Source organism: Arthrobacter sp. Dra40 (assembly GCF_059091905.1).
Genome location: NZ_JBNHHB010000100.1, coordinates 1 through 18,757, shown reverse-complemented (window position 1 = coordinate 18,757; position 18,757 = coordinate 1). Strand labels below are relative to the sequence as shown.

The 18,757-nt window shown below is 67.0% G+C and carries 20 protein-coding genes; 5 read left to right on the top strand and 15 right to left on the bottom strand.

Features of this window, described 5'->3' with window-relative positions; translation table 11 throughout:
• Positions 1-37: 37 nt before the first annotated feature.
• On the bottom strand, positions 38-1,123 hold the full coding sequence (locus AC5RWT_RS24660; protein ID WP_494082485.1) for a 4-hydroxy-3-methylbut-2-enyl diphosphate reductase: 1,086 nt from the start codon (positions 1,121-1,123) through the stop codon (positions 38-40).
• 9 nt (positions 1,124-1,132) lie between these two features.
• Entirely contained in the window at positions 1,133-1,975 is an 843-nt protein-coding gene (locus AC5RWT_RS24655; RefSeq protein ID WP_494082484.1) for a hypothetical protein, read from the bottom strand.
• Positions 1,976-2,136: 161 nt separating this feature from the next.
• Between AC5RWT_RS24655 and xseA the strand changes: the two genes are divergently transcribed.
• Positions 2,137-3,393 carry an exodeoxyribonuclease VII large subunit gene (gene xseA / locus AC5RWT_RS24650; RefSeq protein ID WP_494082483.1) on the top strand — a complete coding sequence of 419 codons (1,257 nt, stop codon included), beginning with the start codon at positions 2,137-2,139 and terminating at the stop codon, positions 3,391-3,393.
• Between the two features lie 57 nt (positions 3,394-3,450).
• Complete coding sequence (locus tag AC5RWT_RS24645; RefSeq protein ID WP_494082482.1) at positions 3,451-3,735, top strand: exodeoxyribonuclease VII small subunit; 285 nt, start codon at positions 3,451-3,453, stop codon at positions 3,733-3,735.
• A 49-nt stretch (positions 3,736-3,784) separates the two neighbouring features.
• Here the strand turns inward: AC5RWT_RS24645 and AC5RWT_RS24640 are convergent, their stop codons facing one another.
• The 9 genes from AC5RWT_RS24640 to AC5RWT_RS24600 all read right to left on the bottom strand — a co-directional run bounded on the left by AC5RWT_RS24640 (position 3,785) and on the right by AC5RWT_RS24600 (position 11,854).
• Positions 3,785-4,645 carry a polyphosphate kinase 2 family protein gene (locus AC5RWT_RS24640; protein WP_494082481.1) on the bottom strand — a complete coding sequence of 287 codons (861 nt, stop codon included), beginning with the start codon at positions 4,643-4,645 and terminating at the stop codon, positions 3,785-3,787.
• A 172-nt stretch (positions 4,646-4,817) separates the two neighbouring features.
• A complete protein-coding gene (locus tag AC5RWT_RS24635) occupies positions 4,818-6,032 on the bottom strand; it encodes a pyridoxal phosphate-dependent aminotransferase (RefSeq protein WP_493966423.1) in 1,215 nt (404 codons plus the stop codon).
• A 67-nt stretch (positions 6,033-6,099) separates the two neighbouring features.
• Positions 6,100-7,083, bottom strand: coding sequence for an ABC transporter substrate-binding protein (locus tag AC5RWT_RS24630; protein WP_494082480.1), 984 nt, complete (start codon positions 7,081-7,083; stop codon positions 6,100-6,102).
• Positions 7,084-7,093: 10 nt separating this feature from the next.
• Complete coding sequence (locus AC5RWT_RS24625) at positions 7,094-7,813, bottom strand: ABC transporter permease (RefSeq protein ID WP_494082479.1); 720 nt, start codon at positions 7,811-7,813, stop codon at positions 7,094-7,096.
• Complete coding sequence (locus AC5RWT_RS24620; protein ID WP_494082478.1) at positions 7,810-8,565, bottom strand: ABC transporter permease; 756 nt, start codon at positions 8,563-8,565, stop codon at positions 7,810-7,812. The genes AC5RWT_RS24625 and AC5RWT_RS24620 overlap by 4 nt, the downstream gene beginning before the upstream one ends.
• Positions 8,565-9,629, bottom strand: a complete 1,065-nt coding sequence (locus AC5RWT_RS24615) for an ABC transporter ATP-binding protein (protein WP_494082486.1) — start codon at positions 9,627-9,629, stop codon at positions 8,565-8,567. The genes AC5RWT_RS24620 and AC5RWT_RS24615 overlap by 1 nt, the downstream gene beginning before the upstream one ends.
• A 225-nt stretch (positions 9,630-9,854) precedes the next feature.
• Complete coding sequence (rsgA, locus tag AC5RWT_RS24610; RefSeq protein WP_494082477.1) at positions 9,855-10,940, bottom strand: ribosome small subunit-dependent GTPase A; 1,086 nt, start codon at positions 10,938-10,940, stop codon at positions 9,855-9,857.
• A gap of 172 nt (positions 10,941-11,112) precedes the next feature.
• The gene (locus AC5RWT_RS24605; protein WP_494082476.1) at positions 11,113-11,580 is read right to left on the bottom strand and encodes an NUDIX hydrolase; all 468 of its coding nucleotides are present in this window, start codon (positions 11,578-11,580) and stop codon (positions 11,113-11,115) included.
• A 31-nt stretch (positions 11,581-11,611) separates the two neighbouring features.
• A complete protein-coding gene (locus AC5RWT_RS24600) occupies positions 11,612-11,854 on the bottom strand; it encodes a hypothetical protein (protein WP_494082475.1) in 243 nt (80 codons plus the stop codon).
• A 90-nt stretch (positions 11,855-11,944) separates the two neighbouring features.
• Here AC5RWT_RS24600 and AC5RWT_RS24595 point away from each other — a divergent pair, with 90 nt between their 5' ends.
• Complete coding sequence (locus AC5RWT_RS24595; protein ID WP_494082474.1) at positions 11,945-13,687, top strand: tetratricopeptide repeat protein; 1,743 nt, start codon at positions 11,945-11,947, stop codon at positions 13,685-13,687.
• 97 nt (positions 13,688-13,784) lie between these two features.
• On the opposite strand, the gene AC5RWT_RS24590 is transcribed toward AC5RWT_RS24595, so the two are convergent.
• The 4 genes from AC5RWT_RS24590 to galU all read right to left on the bottom strand — a co-directional run bounded on the left by AC5RWT_RS24590 (position 13,785) and on the right by galU (position 17,728).
• Positions 13,785-14,972, bottom strand: a complete 1,188-nt coding sequence (locus AC5RWT_RS24590) for a phosphotransferase (RefSeq protein WP_494082473.1) — start codon at positions 14,970-14,972, stop codon at positions 13,785-13,787.
• Between the two features lie 131 nt (positions 14,973-15,103).
• Positions 15,104-16,081, bottom strand: coding sequence for a hypothetical protein (locus AC5RWT_RS24585; RefSeq protein ID WP_494082472.1), 978 nt, complete (start codon positions 16,079-16,081; stop codon positions 15,104-15,106).
• 80 nt (positions 16,082-16,161) lie between these two features.
• The gene (locus tag AC5RWT_RS24580) at positions 16,162-16,797 is read right to left on the bottom strand and encodes a GNAT family N-acetyltransferase (RefSeq protein ID WP_494082471.1); all 636 of its coding nucleotides are present in this window, start codon (positions 16,795-16,797) and stop codon (positions 16,162-16,164) included.
• Positions 16,798-16,825: 28 nt separating this feature from the next.
• Positions 16,826-17,728: a UTP--glucose-1-phosphate uridylyltransferase GalU gene (gene galU, locus AC5RWT_RS24575; protein ID WP_494082470.1), complete on the bottom strand. Its 903-nt coding sequence runs from the start codon at positions 17,726-17,728 to the stop codon at positions 16,826-16,828.
• A gap of 68 nt (positions 17,729-17,796) precedes the next feature.
• On the opposite strand from galU, the gene AC5RWT_RS24570 reads away from it, so the two are divergent.
• Both AC5RWT_RS24570 and AC5RWT_RS24565 read left to right on the top strand, forming a co-directional pair.
• Complete coding sequence (locus tag AC5RWT_RS24570) at positions 17,797-18,420, top strand: 5-formyltetrahydrofolate cyclo-ligase (RefSeq protein ID WP_494082469.1); 624 nt, start codon at positions 17,797-17,799, stop codon at positions 18,418-18,420.
• Positions 18,421-18,503: 83 nt separating this feature from the next.
• A partial coding sequence (locus AC5RWT_RS24565; protein ID WP_494082468.1) for an FmdB family zinc ribbon protein occupies positions 18,504-18,757 on the top strand: 254 nt, incomplete at its 3' end.

Sequence of the window (18,757 nt, the reverse complement as noted above, 5' to 3'; positions counted from 1 at the left end):
TGGGCTTCGGTCTGGCGGGCGCCCGATAACCCTGGCTTTAGTGCGCCTGCCGAGTGACCCGGCCGCCGAGGCCACGGGATTCGTCGCCGCGTTCCTTGAGCGTGGCGCGCAGTTCCTTGGGCAGTGAAAAGAGAATGTCTTCTTCGGCCGTGACAACTTCTTCCACGTCTGCGTAGCCGTAGTCGGCCAGCAGGCTGAGGACCTCGCGCACCAGAACTTCCGGGACGGAGGCCCCGGAGGTTACACCGACAGAGCCCACGCCCTCGAACCAGGACTCGTCCACCTGATTGGCAAAGTCGACGCGGTACGCCGCCTTGGCGCCGTACTCGAGGGCGACCTCTACCAGCCGAACGGAGTTGGATGAGTTCTCGGAACCAACCACAATCACCAGGTCAGCTTGCGGTGCGATCTTCTTGATCGCCGCCTGGCGGTTGGAGGTGGCGTAACAAATGTCGTCGCTCGGCGGATCCTGCAGCGCCGGAAAACGTTCGCGCAGGATGGACACGATTTCCATCGTTTCGTCGACCGAAAGCGTGGTCTGGGAGAGCCAGATCAAATTGTCGGGATCACGCACTTGCACCGTCCGCGCCTCGTCCGGGTTGTTGACGATTGTGGTGTGGTCCGGCGCTTCTCCGTAGGTTCCTTCAACTTCTTCGTGTCCCTCGTGACCGATCAGGAGAATCTCGTTGCCGTCGCGGGCGAACCGCACGGCTTCGCGGTGCACCTTGGTCACCAGGGGGCAGGTGGCGTCAATGGTCCGCAACTGCCGGTCGGCAGCAGACTGTACGACGGCAGGACTGACTCCATGCGCCGAGAAAACGACGAGCGCGCCCTCCGGGACCTCGTCCGTTTCCTCGACGAAGATTGCGCCCTTTTCCTCCAGCGTGGACACCACATGCACATTGTGGACGATCTGCTTGCGCACATAGACCGGCGGCCCATAGTGCTCCAGCGCCTTTTCGACGGCGATCACGGCTCGGTCGACACCGGCACAGTATCCACGGGGAGCCGCCAGCAGCACCTTCTTGTCACCGTCCACGTGTGCGGCTGCCGCAACTTCTTCGGGCGTGCGGCGCTTGCGGGGAACGGTAGGCATGGATAGGGAAACAGCAGTACTGGCCATGTCTCTATGCTAGCCCGTGGGCCTCCTCCGCCGGTCCGCCCCGTGCAGGGCCCGAAGCGTGGAACCGATCACGGCGACCGCCAGGCCGACGCCCGCAAAGACGGCAGCCCACGGCCGGAAGTCAGCTAGGGCCAGTTCGGCCAGCCGGCCCAGGAACTCGGAAGCCAGCGCGCTGCTGCCTGCCAGCTCCTTCGCCTGCGGAGGCAATAGTCCCGCCGCCAGCCAGAGGATTGCACCCCATATTCCCGCGCCCGCACCGGCCCAGGCCAGTGCCGTGGTCGAACGCCGCGCGGCCAGCAGCATCAGCACCATTGCCGCTGCCGCAGCCACCGCAGCGACCCACCACCGGGCCGCCAGGTCTTGGAGCAGGGACAAACCGCCGGCTGCCTGCGCAGAGCCCAGAGGGAATAGGACCTCCTCCGGCGCGGGCAGATGAGTGCCCAGTGCTTCCGCTACCCGCGAAACAGCAAGTTGCACTATCGGAGCGATATCCAAGGTGACCGCGGCTTCGCCCGACGTACTCCCGGAAAACGTATGTGTGTGCGAACGGGACAGGGATTCACTCAGTGCCCGCGGAAATCTCTCCAATGTGGTCACCGCTCCGGCGGTGCGCTCCACGATGGGCAGCACCAGCTTCTGCAGACCGGCCGGCAGCTCGTCACTGCCGGCCACTTCTTCCGTTACCGTTGACGCCAGCACGGCGAGGAATTCAGGGTCGTGGCCCAGCGGGGCTGCCAGCGAGACGAAGCCGTCGCGGTCCAGCACGCGCTGGTCAACCCAGGCACCGCACAGTGCAGCACCGGCAAGGAGCACGGCCGTCAGCCCGCTGACAACAGTCAACATTGTGCGCACCGGCGCCTCCGTCCTTCGCTGTCCCCTGATCGTCCGACGGCCACCGCGGGCGCCGCCCCTTCTGCACCAGTACAACAGAGAATCCGATTTGACAGGGATAGCTGGTAAAAATGGAGGGTCTCCGGCAGCCGCCGGACTCACACTGCCGGAAGGGGCATTTCATGGAGGCAAGCCGGGTCGAAGGCACCGGCAACGGTCAGTCGACCCTGCCCCCGACTGCCAACCAGACGACCGCGGAGAACCCTTGGCCGCTGCGGCTGCTGTCGCAAAAGCTCAAAATGCACATCGACAGGGTGCCGCCCACGTGGGTTGAGGGCCAGGTGATCGAGCTCAACCAACGAAACTCGACCACCTATCTGACGCTGCGCGACACCGACGCCGAGGCCTCCTTCAGCCTCGTGGTCTGGGGCAGCGTCATGGCACGCCTTGAGATGCCGCTGGAACCTGGCTCCCGCGTCGTGGCACAGATCAAGCCGGACCTCTACACCAAGACCGGGCGACTGACCATGCAGACGCGCGATATCCGGCCCGTGGGGCTGGGTGACCTGCTGGTGAGGCTGGAGAGGCTGCGCCGGGCGCTGGCAGCCGAGGGCTTGTTCGACCCGTCCCGCAAGCAGCGTCTGCCCCTGCTGCCGCACCGCATCGGCCTCATTACGGGCCGGGATTCAGACGCCATGAAGGACGTCATTCGGAATGCCTCGCGGCGCTGGCCGGCCGTTGAATTCGAGGTCCGGGAGGTGGCCGTCCAGGGCGTGAACGCCGTAGCCCAGGTGATGCGGGCACTCGCTGACCTCGACGCGCGCCAGGATGTGGACGTCATCGTCATCGCCCGCGGCGGCGGCTCGCTGGAGGACCTGCTGCCCTTCAGCAACGAGGACCTTGTCCGGGCGGTAGCCGCGGCGGCCACCCCGGTCGTGAGCGCCATCGGGCACGAGGCTGACCGCCCGCTGCTCGACGACGTGGCAGATCTGCGTGCTTCAACACCGACGGATGCGGCCAAGCGCATCGTCCCGGACGTGAGTGAGGAGCTGCAGCGGATTGGACAGGCCCGCGCCATGCTCGCCCGACGGGTGGAGCAGCTGATCCACCGGGAGACCGAGCGCCTGGCTGCGCTGCGAAGCCGCCCGGTAATGGCAAACCCCACCGGGATGGTGGAGATCCGGGGCGAAGACATCCACCGGCTCCGTTCACGGGCGCGCCAGGCAGTCTCGGCCGCCGTGCACCGCGACACGGATAGGATCGCCCACCTCCGGGCGCAGGTGCGCGCGCTGTCCCCGCAGAACACCCTGGACCGTGGCTATGCGGTGGCCCAGCTGCCGGACGGCCATGTGCTCCGCGACGCTGCGGACGCACCGCCCGGAACACGGCTGCGCGTACGGGTTGCGGTCGGCGAAGTCGCGGCCGAAACTCTTCCCTGACCGCTCCCCCACCCCAAACACCACCTGCAGCACCTGCCCCGAAAGCGAGAACACGAAATGACAGAACAGCCCGCCGCGCCCGCCGACGTCGCGTCCCTGTCCTACGAGCAGGCGCGCGAGGAACTGGTCGCCGTCGTCAGCCAGTTGGAAGCCGGCGGCGCCAGCCTTGAACAATCCCTGGCGCTGTGGGAGCGGGGCGAGGCCTTGGCCGCACGCTGCGAGGCGTGGCTGGAAGGCGCGCGGCAACGCCTCGACGCCGCACGCAATGCCGAGGGTTCCCTGCCTTCGCCGGCCAGCTCAGGCAGCGCCGGAACCCCGGTTTCCCCGGTTTCGCCCGTGTAGGGTCACCGGGGCCCAACCAGCCTGAGGCGGTTGGCCCGGCAGGACCGGGCTAGGAGGCGGCCAGCCTGGCTTTCTCCGCGGCAACGTCGAAGTGGGCCGGCGGCCACCGCGGGTCTATGTCTTCGAGAGCCTCCAGCAGAAGCTCTTGGACGGCTATCCGGGCATACCACTTGCGGTCGGCCGGAACCACGAACCACGGTGAACCGGGTGTGCTGGTCCGCTCCAGCATGACCTGATAGGCCTGCTGGTATTCGTCCCAGAGCCTGCGCTCATCCACATCGCCCGGATCGTACTTCCAATATTTGTCCGGCCGGTCGAGTCGTTCGGAGAGGCGGTCGCCCTGTTCATGTTTGCCCAGATGCAGCATGACTTTGACCAGGCGGATGCCCCGGCCGGCCACCATGGCCTCGAAGTCGTTGATTTGGCCGTAGCGGGCCTCCACGACCTCCGGGGGCGAGAGCCGGTGCACCCGGTGGATGAGTACATCCTCGTAATGCGATCGGTCGAAAACCCCGATCATGCCCGGTCCCGGAAGCTCCCTCTCCACCCGCCAGAGGAAATCGTGTTCCAGCTCTTCAGGCGTCGGTGCCTTGAACGCGTGGTGCGAGATGCCCTGTGGGTCGGCCGCTCCCACCACATGCCGCACTATCCCGCCCTTGCCGGAGGTATCCATGCCCTGCAACACCAGCAGGACGGCGTCCCGTGCCCCGGCGCGGCTCTGCGCGAAGAGCCGTTCCTGCAAGCCGGACAGCCGCCGGTCGGACGCAGCAAGCAGGGCCTTTCCTTCAGCCTTGCCGCCCAAGAACCCGGGAGTGGAACCGGTATCGACGCTGGCCAGCTCAAATCCCTGGCCGACGCGCAGCAACTCCGATGACCTGCGCGAAAACACCGGCAACTCGGTTTCTTTCACCTCGTCCTCCTGTTCGGCATGGCCCGCGCTGCACGCGGTGGGGACAGCCTACCCAGCGGCCGTCGAGGCGGCTACCCGGAATATCCCAGACGGCACAGCGGATGTGCCAGGTCGCGGGGCGGATCTGCCAGGTCGCGGGGCGGAAGTGCCAGGTCGCGGGCGGATGGTCCGGTTACTGCCGGTACCCTGCCAGGAACTCTTCGATCCGTCCCACCGCTTCGGTCAGCACGTCCACATTCGGCAGCGTGACGAGGCGGAAATGGTCCGGCCGGGTCCAGTTGAACGCCCGGCCGTGCGAGATCAAAATCTTCTGCTGCTTGAGCAGGTCCAGCGCAAACTGCTCGTCGTCCTTGATCGCGTAGACCTCCGGGTCCAGCTTCGGGAACAAGTACAGGGCCCCTTTGGCCTGCTGGGTGCTGACGCCGGGAATGGCGTTCAACAACTCATAGGCCTTATTGCGCTGCTCCAGCAGCCTGCCGCCGGGAAGGATGAGGTCGTTGATGCTCTGGTGGCCGCCCAATGCGGTCTGGATCGCATGCTGTGCCGGCACGTTGGCGCACAACCGCATGTTGGTGAGCAGGTTGATGCCTTCAATGTAGTCACCGGCCAAATGCTTCGGTCCGGAGATGGCCATCCAGCCGCTGCGGAAACCACACACGCGGTAAGCCTTGGACAGCCCGCTGAACGTCAGGACCAGCACGTCGTCGGCCAACAGTGCCGTGTTCACATGTTCGGCGTCCTCGTACAGGATCTTCTCGTAGATCTCGTCGGAGAAGACCACCAGGTTGTGCTTGCGCGCCAGTTCCAGCATGCCCTCGAGGATGTGCAGCGGATAAACGGCGCCGGTGGGGTTGTTCGGGTTGATGATCACGATTCCCTTGGTGTTGGGCGTGATCTTCCGTTCGATGTCTTCCAGGTCGGGCAACCAGCCCTCCTCCTCGACGCACAGGTAATGCACCGGATGGCCGCCGGCCAGCGACACCGAGGCGGTCCAGAGTGGATAGTCGGGGGCCGGGATAAGCACTTCGTCGCCGTTGTTCAGCAGCGCCTGCAGGCTCATGGTGATCAGCTCGCTGACACCGTTGCCCAAGTAGACGTCGTCCACGCCGATTTCCTGGATGCCGCGCGTTTGGTAGTACTGCGACACGGCGGTCCTGGCTGAGAAGATGCCGCGCGAATCGCTGTAGCCCTGGGCAGTGGGCAGGTTGCGGATCACGTCCACCAGAATGGCGTCGGGGGCTTCGAATCCGAACGGCGCAGGGTTGCCGATGTTCAGTTTGAGGATGCGCTGGCCCTCGGACTCCATCCGCTGCGCGTGCTCAAGCAGCGGACCGCGGATGTCGTAGAGAACGTTGTGGAGCTTATTGGACTGCTTGAACTCGGCCATTCAAAAATCTTCGCACACCCCACGCGCCGCTCCGGCGACCGGACCGATGCGGGGAGTGTGCGTGGCTTCAGTCGGAGAGGCCCTTTTTCGCCAGCCAGTCGGCGGCCGCATCCGACGGGTTGCGCTTCTCGTCCCCGCTGACCTGCCGGTTAAGGTCGATCAGATCCTCTGTGGTCAGGGCAGCCGAGACCTCGTTGAGCACTTTGGCCGCCTGGCCGTCTACGGAATCGGTACGGATCAGCGGCAGCACTTGCTGGGCAATGAAGTTGTTCTTCGGGTCCTCAAGCACCACCAGGTCGTTGTCTTCGATGGACGGAGTGGTGGTGTAGATGTCGGCCACCTGGATCTTGTCGGTGATCAAGGCGTTCAGCGTGGTCGGCCCGCCGTAGTCATTGATGGGTTCGAAGGACTTCGGCACGCAGTCGTAGTGCGCCTTCAGACCGGGCAGGCCGTACTCCCGCTCCGCGAATTCGGGGTTGGCGCCAATGACGAGTTCACCGCAGACCGGGCCCATGTCCTCGATGGACTTCAATTTGAATTTTTCCGCCGTCGCCTTGGTCACCACCATGGCGTCCTTGCTTTCGGCCGATGCCGGCTCCAGCACCCCGAGCCCCTTGGGCAGGGCCTCCGGAAGGGCCTTCATGACGTCCTGGGCCGCGGCCGCCGTCGCCTTGGGGTCCAAAAACAGCAAGAGGTTCCCGCTGTAGTCCGGGATGATGTCGACAGACCCCTCCTCGACGGCGGCTACATAGACCTCCCGCGAGCCAATGCCCGGTTGGGTGGTGACGTTGTAGCCGGCAGCGGTCAGCGCACCCGCGTAAATTTCGGCAATAATTTGGCTCTCGGTGCCGCCGCTGGCCCCCACCACCAGGGATGCGCCGGTGCTGCCGGAGGGCGCCGGCGTCCCGTCTTTCAGCGGGTCGGAGCCGCCGCCGCAGGCTGCAAGCACCAGTGCCAAAGCGGCCGTGCCGGCGGCGAGCACGCTCCGCCGCGCCACCGGATTGCTGGGGATTCGATTGTCGTGCGCGTTGTTCCGAAGGTGGTTCGTCATGCTCATCTCCTCATAGGCCGGCACTGGCTGCTCCAACTTTACTTGTTCTGTCTTTTGCCCCCGGCCCGGCGCTGCGCACGCCCGGCGAGACGGCCACTTTCTGCACGGCGGCCAACAAGGCGTCCACCACCAACGCCAGCGCAGCGATCAGCAAGGCGCCGGCAAAGAGCCGCACCGAGTCACGGACTGCCAATCCGTCGATGAGGTACCTGCCGAGGCCGCCCAGATTGATATAGGCCACGACGGACACCGTGGCGACGACCTGAAGCACGGCCGCGCGCACCCCGCCGAGCAGCACCGGCAGCGCGTTCGGCAGTTCGGCACGGAAGAGCACCTGCCACTCGGTCATGCCCATCGCCCGCGCTGCGTCAACCAGCTGGCGGTCCACGGCGGCGATCCCGGAATACGTGCCGGCCAGCAGGGGCGGGATAGCCAGTATCACCAACGCGTAGATCGGCGGCATCAGTCCCAGTCCCATCAGGATGACGAACAGGGTCAAGAGGCCCAGCGTCGGCAGTGCCCGCAGCGCGCTGGCAATTCCGACGACGGCGATTCGCCCCCTTCCGGTGTGGCCCACGAACAGTCCCAGCGGGACGGCAATGGCCGCGGCGATCACCAAGGTCAGGGCACTGTAGTACAGATGCTCGCCCAGTCTTGCCGGCACACCCGCCGGTCCGGTCCAGTTGACCGGATCCACCAGCCACGCCGCTGTCTCTTCGAAGAGGTTCATCCGCGCACCGCCGCTTGGGCTGCATCCGGTCGCTGCGCTCCGCCGCTGGAGGCGCGCACCCCGGCAGCACCGGGCTCCGGTTGCAGGACGGACCCGGTGCCCGCTGCGCCCCTGCCGCCGCCCGCACGCAGCCACGGGGTGAGGATGCGTTCAAGCGCCACCAACAGCACGTCCATGATTCCCGCCAGCACCAGGGTCATCAGGATGCCGACCACGATTTCGGTCATGAAGTAGCGCAGCAGTCCGTCGGTGAACAGGAAACCGAGGTTGCGCACACCGATCAGGGCGCCAACGCTGGCCACCGAAATGTTGCTCACTGACACCACCCGCAGTCCGGCCACGAGCACCGGAACGCACAGGGGAAGATCCACGCTGAAAAACCGGCGCACCGGCAAATAGCCCATCGCCACCGCTGCCTGCCGGACCCCGTCGTCCACGGAGTTCAGTGCGTCCACCACCGTGCGGACCAGCAGCGCCACTGAATAGACGGTCAGCGCCACGATGAGGTTCGACGTCTCCAAAATGCCGGTCCCCAAAATCACCGGCAGGATCACGAACAGGGCCAGCGAGGGGATGGTGTACAGCACCGAAGAGAGGGAAAGGATCACGCCGCGCACCGCACCGATCCGCCAGGCCACATAGCCCAGCGGGAGCGCCACCACGAGCCCAAGCACCAGTGGAAGCGCGGACTGGAACAGGTGGAGCACACTCAGCTCCAGCACATACGGCAGGTTCGCCAGGAACCAATCCATCAACTGCCCCCCGCCCGGATCCGCTGCAGCACGGCCTCGGGATCAATCAGCCCGGCCACACGACCACCGGCATCGAGGGCGACGCCGGCCCCGGACGGAGACGACAACGCCGCGTCGAGCGCTTGGCGCAGGCTTGAGCCGAGGGTGAACAAGGACCCTCCGATCTGTGCCTGAGCGGGATCGCGTTCACCGGGCGGCAGCCACCCGGCCGGTGCCCCGTCGTCGTCAACCAACAGCAGCCAGCCCTCCCGGGAGGCTTCACCGGCGCCGGCCGCCGTGGCAGTGTTGGCAGGCAGCAGTGGCAGGCCATGTGCGCTGCTGAAGGACAACGAACGGAACCCGCGGTCCCGGCCGACGAACCCGGCGACAAAATCGTCTACTGGTGTCCGCAGGATTTCCTCGGGCGTGGCGAATTGCGCCACCCGCCCGCCGGCGCCGAAGACGGCCAGCTTGTCGCCCAGAATGGTGGCTTCGTCGATATCGTGGGTGACGAACACGATGGTTTTGGAGAGCTGCTGTTGCAGCCGCAGCAGCTCCTGCTGAAGTTCCCCGCGGACCACCGGATCCACCGCGCTGAACGGCTCATCCATCAGCAGGATCGGCGGATCGGCCGCGAGCGCCCGTGCAACTCCAACCCGCTGCTGCTGGCCGCCGGAGAGCTGGGCCGGGTATCTGCGGCCCAGCTCCCGCGGCAGGCCGACGACGGCCAGTAGTTCGTCGGCGCGCTTCCGGGCAGCAGCCCGCCGGGCGCCGTTGAGCCGGGGAACGGTGGCGATGTTGTCCTGAACGGTGCGATGCGGAAGCAGACCGGAGGATTGCATGACATAGCCCATGGACCGGCGCAGGGCAGCCGCCGGCTGCTCGGAGACATCGCGGCCGTCCACATGGACGGAACCCGAGGTCGGCTCCACCATCCGGTTAATCATGCGCAACGAGGTCGTCTTGCCGCATCCGGACGGGCCCACAAACACGGTGATTGCCCCGCGGTCAATGTCCAGGTTCAGATTGTGGACGGCCGGCTGCCCTCCTGTGTACATCTTCGTGGCACCCCGGAACTGAACCATGGGGCCTTCTCCGGCCGCGCCAAGGGCGTCAGGCCGTGCAGTCGGCCGCCCGGCCGGCCGGCCCGTCGACGGCTCAGCCTGCCGGGTGGTCGGCAGGTCAGCCGGCAGGTCCGTCGACTGCGTGGGCTCGGTCATGCTGAACCTTCCGTGGTGGATCCGCGGCCGGTAGGCCCGCAGAAGTACTGGCACTGAGTCTAGTCACTTGCCTGGCTGGCGGGCACGCGGTCAGCGTCTGCCTCGATGGTCCTTGGCTTGTGCTGCTGCCCGGGCCATCTTGGCAGACTGCCGGCCGGTGCGGCGCTGCTCCGCTGCGTTCTGCCGCATGTGCAGGCTTGACAGTTCGCGTTCCAGCTTCCGGTAGCTGTCCCAGCGCCGCTGCTCCAAGCTGCCGTCCGCGAGGGCCTCCTGCACGGCGCAGCCCGGTTCGGCACTGTGGGCGCAGTCCTTGAACCGGCATAAAGTGGCCAGGTTGTCGATGTCGGCGAACATCGTCCCCAGCCCGTCCTCCGCATCCCACAGCGCGAAGCCTCGGATGCCGGGTGTGTCCATCACCACCGCTCCGTTCGATAACGGGATGAGTTCGCGCACCGTCGTGGTGTGGCGGCCTTTGCCGTCGCCGGCACGGACTGCTCCGGTGTCCTGCACGCGCGCCCCCGCCAGGGCGTTGATCAGGCTTGATTTGCCAGCCCCGGACGGTCCCAGCAACACCATCGAGCGGCCCGGGCCCATGTGTTCCGACAACGCATCGATCCCGTCGCCCGTTTCCGCGCTGGTCGCGAGGACTTCGGTTCCGGCGGCCTGCTCCACGATCCGGGCCGATATCTCGTCGTATCGGCCGTTTAGGTCGGCTTTGGTCAGGATCACCAAGGGCAGTGCGCCGGAGTCCCAGGCAGCCACGAGCGTGCGTTCCAGCCGGTTCGCAGACAACGGCCGGTCGAAGGGCACCACGACGCCGACCAGGTCCATGTTGGCGGCGAGGACCTGTTCAGCGGCGAGCGGGTCGTAGGCCTGTTTGCGGGACAGCACGGAAAACCGCGGCAGTAGCCCGGCAATCGAGGGGCCGCCGGCCAAAGCCGGCGGAGCGGCGTCGTACGCTACCCAGTCACCGGTGGCGGGCTGCTGGGCCATTCCCGCAGTGGACAGGTGCAGCATGCCGCTGTCAGTCGCGAGCAGGACGCGGCCTCGATCGGTACGCGCCACCCGGGCCGGGCGGAGGGCGGAGTCGGGAAAATGGAGGCTGAACAACGCGGCTATGCGGTCGGTGTAGCCAAAGCTGCGCAGCAGAGGATGCGGTTGATGATTGTCGGTCACGACGGTTACCTCGGAACATGAGGCCTCCGCACTAAACCATCCGGCAACTAGCCGCGGCGCGGACGGCGTTCGGAGACTGGGCTGGTGATGGCAGCGGAATTTGCAGCACAAACGGTCATCACGCCCACCTCCTCCTCAGTCGTCCCGCCGGCTGTCCAGCCCGGCAACTGGATCAGCGTAGCGCTTGACGGCCGTTTGCGGAATGCCCCGCCGGCACACCGTCCGGGAAGTAAAGCCGCAGGCCCAGGTCCACCAGATCCACCCGGTCCAGCGACGACACCTCCTGCAGCGGCACCCACCGGGCCTGATCCGTGGAACCGTCGGCCTCGTTGGTTAGTTCGCCGCCGGTGACGCTGGCCGAGTAGATGACGCGGAAGGCGTGCAGCGGGCGGTGGCCGTGCAGGCGCTTCCCGGCCGGTATGTGTTTGCTGTCGACGCCTAGTAACCGCTCGAGCCTGGCGGAATAGCCCGTCTCTTCCCGGATCTCGCGGACAGCGCCTGTTGCGGCGTCTTCGCCGTACTCCAGGCCGCCGCCGGGCAGCGTCCAGCGGGGCCAGCCTGCGCCGGTCCAGCGGACCAGCAGCACCGCGCCCTCGGCAACCATCACACCGTAGGCTGCGACCCGGGTATCGAACTCCATGCCCCTAGTCTAGGGCGGCCGACGGCGGCCGCTACCGGACGGTAATGCCACTATGCGCGGCGGACAGCGCATCCGTGCGCCGTTTCTCGTGGGCCAGCAGCAGACCGGCGCAGGCGCCGTGGGCGATGCCAACCGCCGCCCGCCATTCCGGCATGCACGGTGCTCGCCGGCCATCACCAGCGGCGCGGCCGGCGCGGATCAACATCTCATGGGGAGTTAACGGCCTTTGCGTGAAGAGGTAAAAAGCCATTGGGTTGGAAGTGAAGGAGGCCATTGCGCCGGCCTCTGTTGGCCGCTAGAACTAAGACCATGGGCAACGCGGCAACAAGGGTCCACCGCACAGCGCTGCGGAAGCGGGGCCACTGTGCCTGAGTCCGCGCCAACCATGCCGCGCGGCCTGATCGGCGACCGTCTGCATGCCGTGCTGGAGAACGCCGGGCCTGATCCTGCACGCTTCCCTGCCGGGGCCCGGGACTGCCTGGACCGCGCCTATGAGGCCGCGTATGCCGAGAACCATGCCGGCGCCAAGGCACTTGCAGAGGCAGGCCTGGCGCGGTCCTCGGACGCTGATCTTGACGTCCGGCTGGGCTTGTATTCGGTCCTGATTGCCCTCGCCCAGCTGGCCGGCGAAGAGATGCAGGCCGGAGAGTATCTTGACGCGCGCATCGGCTTGCTGCGCAGCCACGGGCTTGCGGCTGAAGCTGCCGCCGGCGAACGGTTGGGATTCGCCTTGTTCCGGGAAGCCGGCGAGCACGACCTCCCCTTGCTGGAGGCTGAACTGTCGCACTTGTTGGACACGCACGCCCCGGTATCGGTGACCGCGGACGTTCAACTGGCCCTCGCCGTCGTGCGTTCCCAGCGCGGGGAACCGAAGCAGGCGATCGCGCTGCTGAAAGAGGCCGTGGCCGGTTACGAGCATTCCGGCCGGACCGACAGCCTTTCCGGTGCGCTGATGTACCTGGCCAATACCTATCTGCAGGCCGACCAACCCGAACGGGCCACCGCAGTGGCCGACCGGATGCTGGCTTTGCCGGGAAACCGCGCGACCACCGCCAGCATGTGGCTGCTGAAGGCCAACGCTGCCGGCGGCGATGGCGCCGCCGGGCTGGAGGAAGCGCTGACGGCGCTGGAGCTATACGCAGCTGCCGGCGTGCGCAAAGGCGCCATCAGTGCCGCCGTGGTGCTGGCCCGGCTGTGCGCCGGCATCGGTGACTATGAAGATTCCGTGCTGGCCTGGCAAGCGGCAGTGTCACAAGCCGAGCGCGGAGAAGTCCAGGAAGAACTCACGCTGCGCCTTGCGCTGGGAAACCAGCTGCTGGAAGCGGAAGAGTACGAGCTCGCGGGCGACGTGCTGGCCAAGCTGTTGCAGCGGTTGGAGCACACCAAGGCACCCCATCCGCAGGTGGCGCGGACGCTGATGAGTTTGGGCCATGCCCACCGCCATGCAGGCCGCACGCCGGAGGCCTTGGATTGTTGGCGCCGGGCGGTGGCGGAGTTCAGCCATGGCGGAGAGTATGGCGAGGCGGCACGGGGGCTGTTGGCGACCGGCACTCTGCTGTCCCGTGAGGACCGCGATCAGGACGCCCTTATCTGTTTTGAAGCGGCAGTGGCGGCCGCCCGCAAGGCCGAGGACGACGACGCCGCGCTGCCACAGGCCTTGCACGCGCTCGGTCACGCCTTGTGCGAGGCCGGTGACGCCGATGGTCTGACAGCCTTGGACGAAGCGATCCGCTTGGCGCGGATGTACGGGGCGCAATGGTACGAGGCGGATTACAGCGACACCCGGGCGAGGGGGCTGTGGGCGCTGGAGGATGGCACCGCAGCGGTCTCGGCAGCGCTGCATGCGGCGGACCTGTACTCCGCTGCCGACGACGCCGCGTCGGCCGGCAACGCCGAACTTTTCGCGGCACACGTCCTGGCGGAGATGGGTCGCGCCGACGACGCGGTCCCGATGTTCAAGCTGGTGCTGCAGGAGCCTGACGTCAGCCGTACGCTCCGGGTGGCAGCCCAGCTGGGGCTGGCCTCGGCACTCGATGCCCTGGGCAGGACGGTGGAGGCGGATATAGCCCGCCGCGCTGCGGACGCTGTGGCCGACAGTCCCGACTGAGGCTCCCCGGCACGCCGAAGGCACGCCGCCGTCCCACGCCCATGCCCCGGTGTGAGCGCCAGCCCTGCCGGCTCGAAGGACGCCCAGAAGCGTCTGTTCAGGCAGCGCTGTCCGCCAGCTCCTCGGCTATCGCAAGCCGTTGCCGGGCGTCGCGTTGCCAGCCGTCCCCCTGTCCGGCGGTCTTGGCTCCGGCAACCAGCGACAGTGCCACCCCGGCCGCCCGGCCACGCAGGCCCGCCGGGTCCACCACCGTATCGAAGACCGAGGCGAAGCGCCGCAGGGCCGCCGGCACATGCACGTAACCCGGATGAACTGCCGGAAGTACGGCCAGATGGCCCAGAAAACACGCCAAGTCATCCACCAAATGGCCGGGCCCCATCGAGTCCACGTCCATCAGCCCGGTGACCTTCCCGCCGTCGACCAGAAGGTTCGCTTCGTAGAAGTCGCCGTGGGCCGGAACCACCGGGCCGGCGTCGGTGGCGGCCAGCAGCTGTTCCACCCGGTGGGCGAGCGCAAATATCCGGTCCTGCTCGTCCGGGAGCACGGCTGCGGCTGCGGTGGCGTAGTCCGCCGCACGCTCGGCCCACGCCGGACGACGTGAGAGTTCCAGCACCCCTGGAGGCAAGGACCCCAGCAGCTCGAGGATGGTTTCCGGCGCCAGGCTCGCGGCGCCGTCGTCCATGAAAGCCTGGGCCAGCGGCTTCCCCTTCGCCTCCGACAGCGCCACCACACCATCGGCCGGTCCGGCAGAGGCCGTGGGTGCGGGCAGGCCGGCCTCGGTCAACAGACGGTGGCGGCGCATCAGTTGGGCCGCCCGGTCGGGACGGACCACCTTGAGGAAGACTTTACGTCTGCCCTGAACTGCTTCCAGGACCGCACGCCGCAGCGGCCGGTAGCTGATCATCCTTAGGTCCGCTTCTCCCCCGCCGAAGACGCTGGCGCCCACCGCGGCCGGGTCGCAAGCGGCCGGCAGCCCGGCCAGGACCGGATCGGACGGGTACAGCCACGCCGTCATCGGAACCTGCCCGCCGTCCATCCGCACCAGCGGCAGGCCGCATTCCGGCACCGCAGACGTGGTGATGCAGACGTACTCGGTCCGCTCGCCGCCGTCTCGTCCGAGGAGCTGCACGGTGTAGATCCCCGTGGCGCCGGCACCGGGACGGTGCTGCAGTTTCGCCAGCTGCCAGGACTCGACCGTGCCGCCGAGCGGGGCGACGGCCAGTTCCAGCGGCTCCCGTACCCGGGCGCTTTCCAACAGATCGATCCCGACTGTCTCGGTAGCCATCCGGTCCCTCTTCGGTCCTTCCATGCTTCCATTCCACACCATTGCGGCGCCGGCCGCCGGGTTGCGCACCAGACAGCACCGCGGCCCGCCCAGTGGACGTGGCCGCGGCAGGTAACGCAGGTGGTTGGGGGTCAGGCCCGGCGGCGCTGCAGCACGTCGTCCAGGTTGAGCCTGTTCGCGGCCGCCTGCTGGCGGGATGCCTCGGCTGCCGAAGCGTGTTCCTCCGTGTGCTGACCGGCGACATTCTCCTCGGACTTCTGTGCCGCGGCCCCGGCAGTCTGCTGCGCAGCGGCCTGCTGCGCAGCGGTCTGCTTGATTGATGTCTTGCCCTGCGGCTTCTTGACCTCCGGAGCCGGCAGCGGCGCGGGAGCCGGACGGCTGGCCTTGGCGGCGTCAACATAGGTCGGCCGGGGCACGTCGACCGGCTGCCAGGGCGAGCCGGATGGTTGCGCCGGTGCAGCAGTGTCGCCGGCGTCTGCGGCGACCTTCAAGGCTTCCGCGCGCAGCTCCGCCGCTGTCAACGGAGCCGGCCCGGCCTGAGCCGGCTGCGCCGGCGGCTCGGCGTCCGAAGCTGCCCCGTCAAACAGCTGGGTGGGCTTCATGGGAGTCCTCCTGGCGCCCGCAGCCCGCGTTCCCGCTGCTGTGCGGGCTGCCTGCTCCGCGCGTGCGGCGGCCCGGCTGCGGCGGTCACGGACTGCCAGTGAGCGCAAGACGGCGACGACGGCGATGGCCGCCAGCAGCGCGAAGCCCGGAACCCGGCCTGACGCTACGCCGGCCAGAGCCAACACGCCGCCACCGAGGAACACCAGCAGGGCGGCGGCGCCGGCCAGCGCCAGGGCGGTCCGCCCGTAGCGGATCCGGAATTCGGCTTGCCGGGCGGGCGGCGGCACGGGCGACGACGTCGATGGGGCCGGCTGTGCGTTGTATTCCATAATGATCCCCTGGTTGCCGCTGAAGGCGGTGGCGGGTGCTGAAACTAGTGGTGCTGCGTGTCCCGGCGCCGGTTCAACCATCGCGGGACGGAATGCTCCGCGGAGCAGGTACGGTCCTACCCAGACAAACCACAGCCCAACAATGACCGCCAAGATCACAGAGCTCTGAATGTCCACTCTCAAAACCGTAGAAGCTTACGCATGCCGTTTGCGGCATTCATCCCGGTGTGTCGGATAACGATTCGTCCAGCACTGCTTTATGGTGTCAAACCGATGTCGCCGCGCTCGAGCCAGCGCGGCAGAAGGCCGCCGGGAACCTCCTCCGCGGTGAGCGCGAAACTTCGGTGGTCTGCCCACGCCCCATTGATGTGCAGATACCTCGGGCGAAGTCCTTCGTCCCGGAAGCCCAGCTTCTCCACAACCCGCAGGCTGGCGCGGTTTTCCGGCCTGATGTTGATTTCCATCCGATGCAGCCCGAGCGTTTGGAAACAATGGTCGGTGGCCATGGCCACGGCCGTCGGAGCTACCCCGCGGCCGGCGCAGGCCTCATCCACCCAGTAGCCCAACGTCGCAGACATGGCGGAGCCCCACACAATGTTGGAGACGGTCAGCTGCCCAATCAGCGCGGGTCTGGGCCTGCCGGGCTGCAGCTCGGTGATGATCCACGGCAGAGCCATGGCCAGACGTGCCTGGTGCTTGAGCGAGCGGACCATCTCCGAGAACGACGGCAGGTAACCGCCGGGGGCGGGGTTCGAGGCTTCCCACGGTTCCAGCCAGCGGGCATTGCGGCCCCGTACTGCCATCCATTCCTGCCGGTCCCGATACCGGATGGGGCGCAGCGACAAGTCCCCGCTCTCAACTGTCGCCGGCCAGATCGCCGTCCCGTACCCCATCTGAAGTTCTTTGCGGTCGCGGCGCGGCTCAGTCGTCCGAGCCGTCGACGAACCCCTTCAACCAGGTCCGCAGTTCAGTGCCGATGTCCTCGCGCTCGGAGGCGATGGTCACGACGGCTTTCAGGTAGCTGAGCTTGTCACCCGTGTCGTAGCGGCGTCCGGAGAAGACCACGCCGTAAACACCGCCACCTTCGCCTTCGCGGCTGGCCAGCGCCTCGAGCGCGTCGGTCAACTGGATCTCACCGCCACGGCCGGGCTTCGTATCCTCCAGCACGTCGAACACTGCCGGGTGCAGCACATAGCGGCCGATGACGGCCAGATTGGACGGAGCCTCGTCCGGCGACGGCTTCTCCACGAGTTCGTTGATTCGGACGTAACTGCCGTCCCCGACCGGGGTGACATCGGCGCAGCCGTAGGCACTGATCTGTGCCGGATCAACTTCCATCAGCGCGACGACGGAACCGCCGGTCTGCCTCTGGACCTCGATCATCCCTGTGAGCAGGTCGTCGTGCTCGTCAATCAGGTCGTCTCCGAGCAGCACGGCAAACGGTTCGTCGCCCACGTGCTGGCGCGCCCGCAGCACTGCATGGCCCAAGCCCAGCGGATCCCCCTGCCGCAGGTAGTGGATATCCGCCAGTTCCGAAGCTGCCTGCACTGCCGCGAGCTTCTCCAAGTCGCCCTTTTCCTTGAGGATCTGCTCAATGTTGGGAACCCGGTCGAAATGGTCTTCCAACGGGCGCTTGTTCCGCCCCGTGATGACCAAGACATCCGTCAAGTCCGCCCGCACGGCTTCCTCGACCACATACTGGATGGCCGGCTTGTCCACGACCGGGAGCATTTCCTTGGGCATGGCCTTCGTGGCGGGCAGGAAGCGGGTTCCCAAACCGGCGGCTGGAATGACTGCTTTGCGTACCGTGCGATGAGACGTCATAAATTCAGGGTACATAACGAAGCTGCCGAGCAAGCCGATCCGCGGGGAAAGGAACTACGATGGCGGCCATGGAAAAGCAGATGCGAATGGACAAGGAAGCCGCCCGCACATTCTTCCGCGCCCAACGCAGCGAGCGCTCACAGGAGGACCGGTTGCGGGCCGGAGAAGGCCTCGCACGGCACGTGCTGGACGGGCTGCAGCGCTTGGAGATCCCCGCCGGCACCACGGTTCCTGCCTATTTGTCGGTCGGGAACGAACCTTCCACACGCATGCTGCTGCCAGCCCTTGAGGGTGCCGGATACCGCGTAGTGGTCCCGATCTGCGAGCCGGACTACCAGCTCAGCTGGGCACGTTGGTTCAGCGGAGTGGAGTTGATACGGAGCCCCCGGGCGTGGGTGGACGAGCCGGTGGGAGATCGTTTCGGCCCCGAGATCATCGATGGGCTGCCGCTGGTGCTGATTCCCGGCTTGGCCGTGGACGCCGAGGGCAACCGCATGGGCCAAGGCGGCGGCTACTACGACCGGTTCCTGACCTCGCTTCCCGGTGGCGGGCAGCGCCCCAGGTTTGTGGGGCTTTTCTACTCCGACGAAGTGGTGGCCGCGGGCACCTTCGAGTCCACCCCGCTCGATGTGCCGCTGGACGGCGCAGTTTCTCCGGACGGCTGGATCTGGTTCCCCCAACGGACGGTGTAGAATTGGCACTCGGAGCAGGCGAGTGCCAACCGACAGCGAGGCGCTTTCCGCTCCCGGCCAAGTTTTTTTCAGGAGGAACCACAGTGCCCACGTACGCCTATGCCTGCAAAGACTGCATCCATGCCTTCGACATCCAGCAGTCGTTCAGTGATGACTCGCTGACCGTCTGCCCGGAATGCGGCGGCAGCCTGCGCAAGAAGTTCAACAGCGTGGGCGTCGTCTTCAAGGGCTCGGGCTTCTACCGCACCGACTCCCGCGATTCTTCCAAGGCCAGCTCCGTTCCTGCAGCCGCTTCCGGCTCGGCGGAAGCGTCCGGGTCCGCGGCAGCTTCCGGGTC

Bases quoted from the DNA above. Each gene is read 5' to 3' on its own strand.
- AC5RWT_RS24625 (WP_494082479.1), bottom strand. From the start codon at position 7,813: ATGAACCTCTTCGAAGAGACAGCGGCGTGGCTGGTGGATCCGGTCAAC.
- galU (WP_494082470.1), bottom strand. From the start codon at position 17,728: ATGACGTCTCATCGCACGGTACGCAAAGCAGTCATTCCAGCCGCCGGT.
- AC5RWT_RS24590 (WP_494082473.1), bottom strand. From the start codon at position 14,972: ATGGCTACCGAGACAGTCGGGATCGATCTGTTGGAAAGCGCCCGGGTA.
- AC5RWT_RS24600 (WP_494082475.1), bottom strand. From the start codon at position 11,854: ATGGCCTCCTTCACTTCCAACCCAATGGCTTTTTACCTCTTCACGCAA.
- AC5RWT_RS24580 (WP_494082471.1), bottom strand. From the start codon at position 16,797: ATGGGGTACGGGACGGCGATCTGGCCGGCGACAGTTGAGAGCGGGGAC.
- AC5RWT_RS24645 (WP_494082482.1), top strand. From the start codon at position 3,451: ATGACAGAACAGCCCGCCGCGCCCGCCGACGTCGCGTCCCTGTCCTAC.
- AC5RWT_RS24620 (WP_494082478.1), bottom strand. From the start codon at position 8,565: ATGGATTGGTTCCTGGCGAACCTGCCGTATGTGCTGGAGCTGAGTGTG.
- AC5RWT_RS24570 (WP_494082469.1), top strand. From the start codon at position 17,797: ATGGAAAAGCAGATGCGAATGGACAAGGAAGCCGCCCGCACATTCTTC.
- AC5RWT_RS24635 (WP_493966423.1), bottom strand. From the start codon at position 6,032: ATGGCCGAGTTCAAGCAGTCCAATAAGCTCCACAACGTTCTCTACGAC.
- xseA (WP_494082483.1), top strand. From the start codon at position 2,137: ATGGAGGCAAGCCGGGTCGAAGGCACCGGCAACGGTCAGTCGACCCTG.
- AC5RWT_RS24660 (WP_494082485.1), bottom strand. From the start codon at position 1,123: ATGGCCAGTACTGCTGTTTCCCTATCCATGCCTACCGTTCCCCGCAAG.
- AC5RWT_RS24605 (WP_494082476.1), bottom strand. From the start codon at position 11,580: ATGGAGTTCGATACCCGGGTCGCAGCCTACGGTGTGATGGTTGCCGAG.
- AC5RWT_RS24615 (WP_494082486.1), bottom strand. From the start codon at position 9,629: ATGGTTCAGTTCCGGGGTGCCACGAAGATGTACACAGGAGGGCAGCCG.
- AC5RWT_RS24630 (WP_494082480.1), bottom strand. From the start codon at position 7,083: ATGACGAACCACCTTCGGAACAACGCGCACGACAATCGAATCCCCAGC.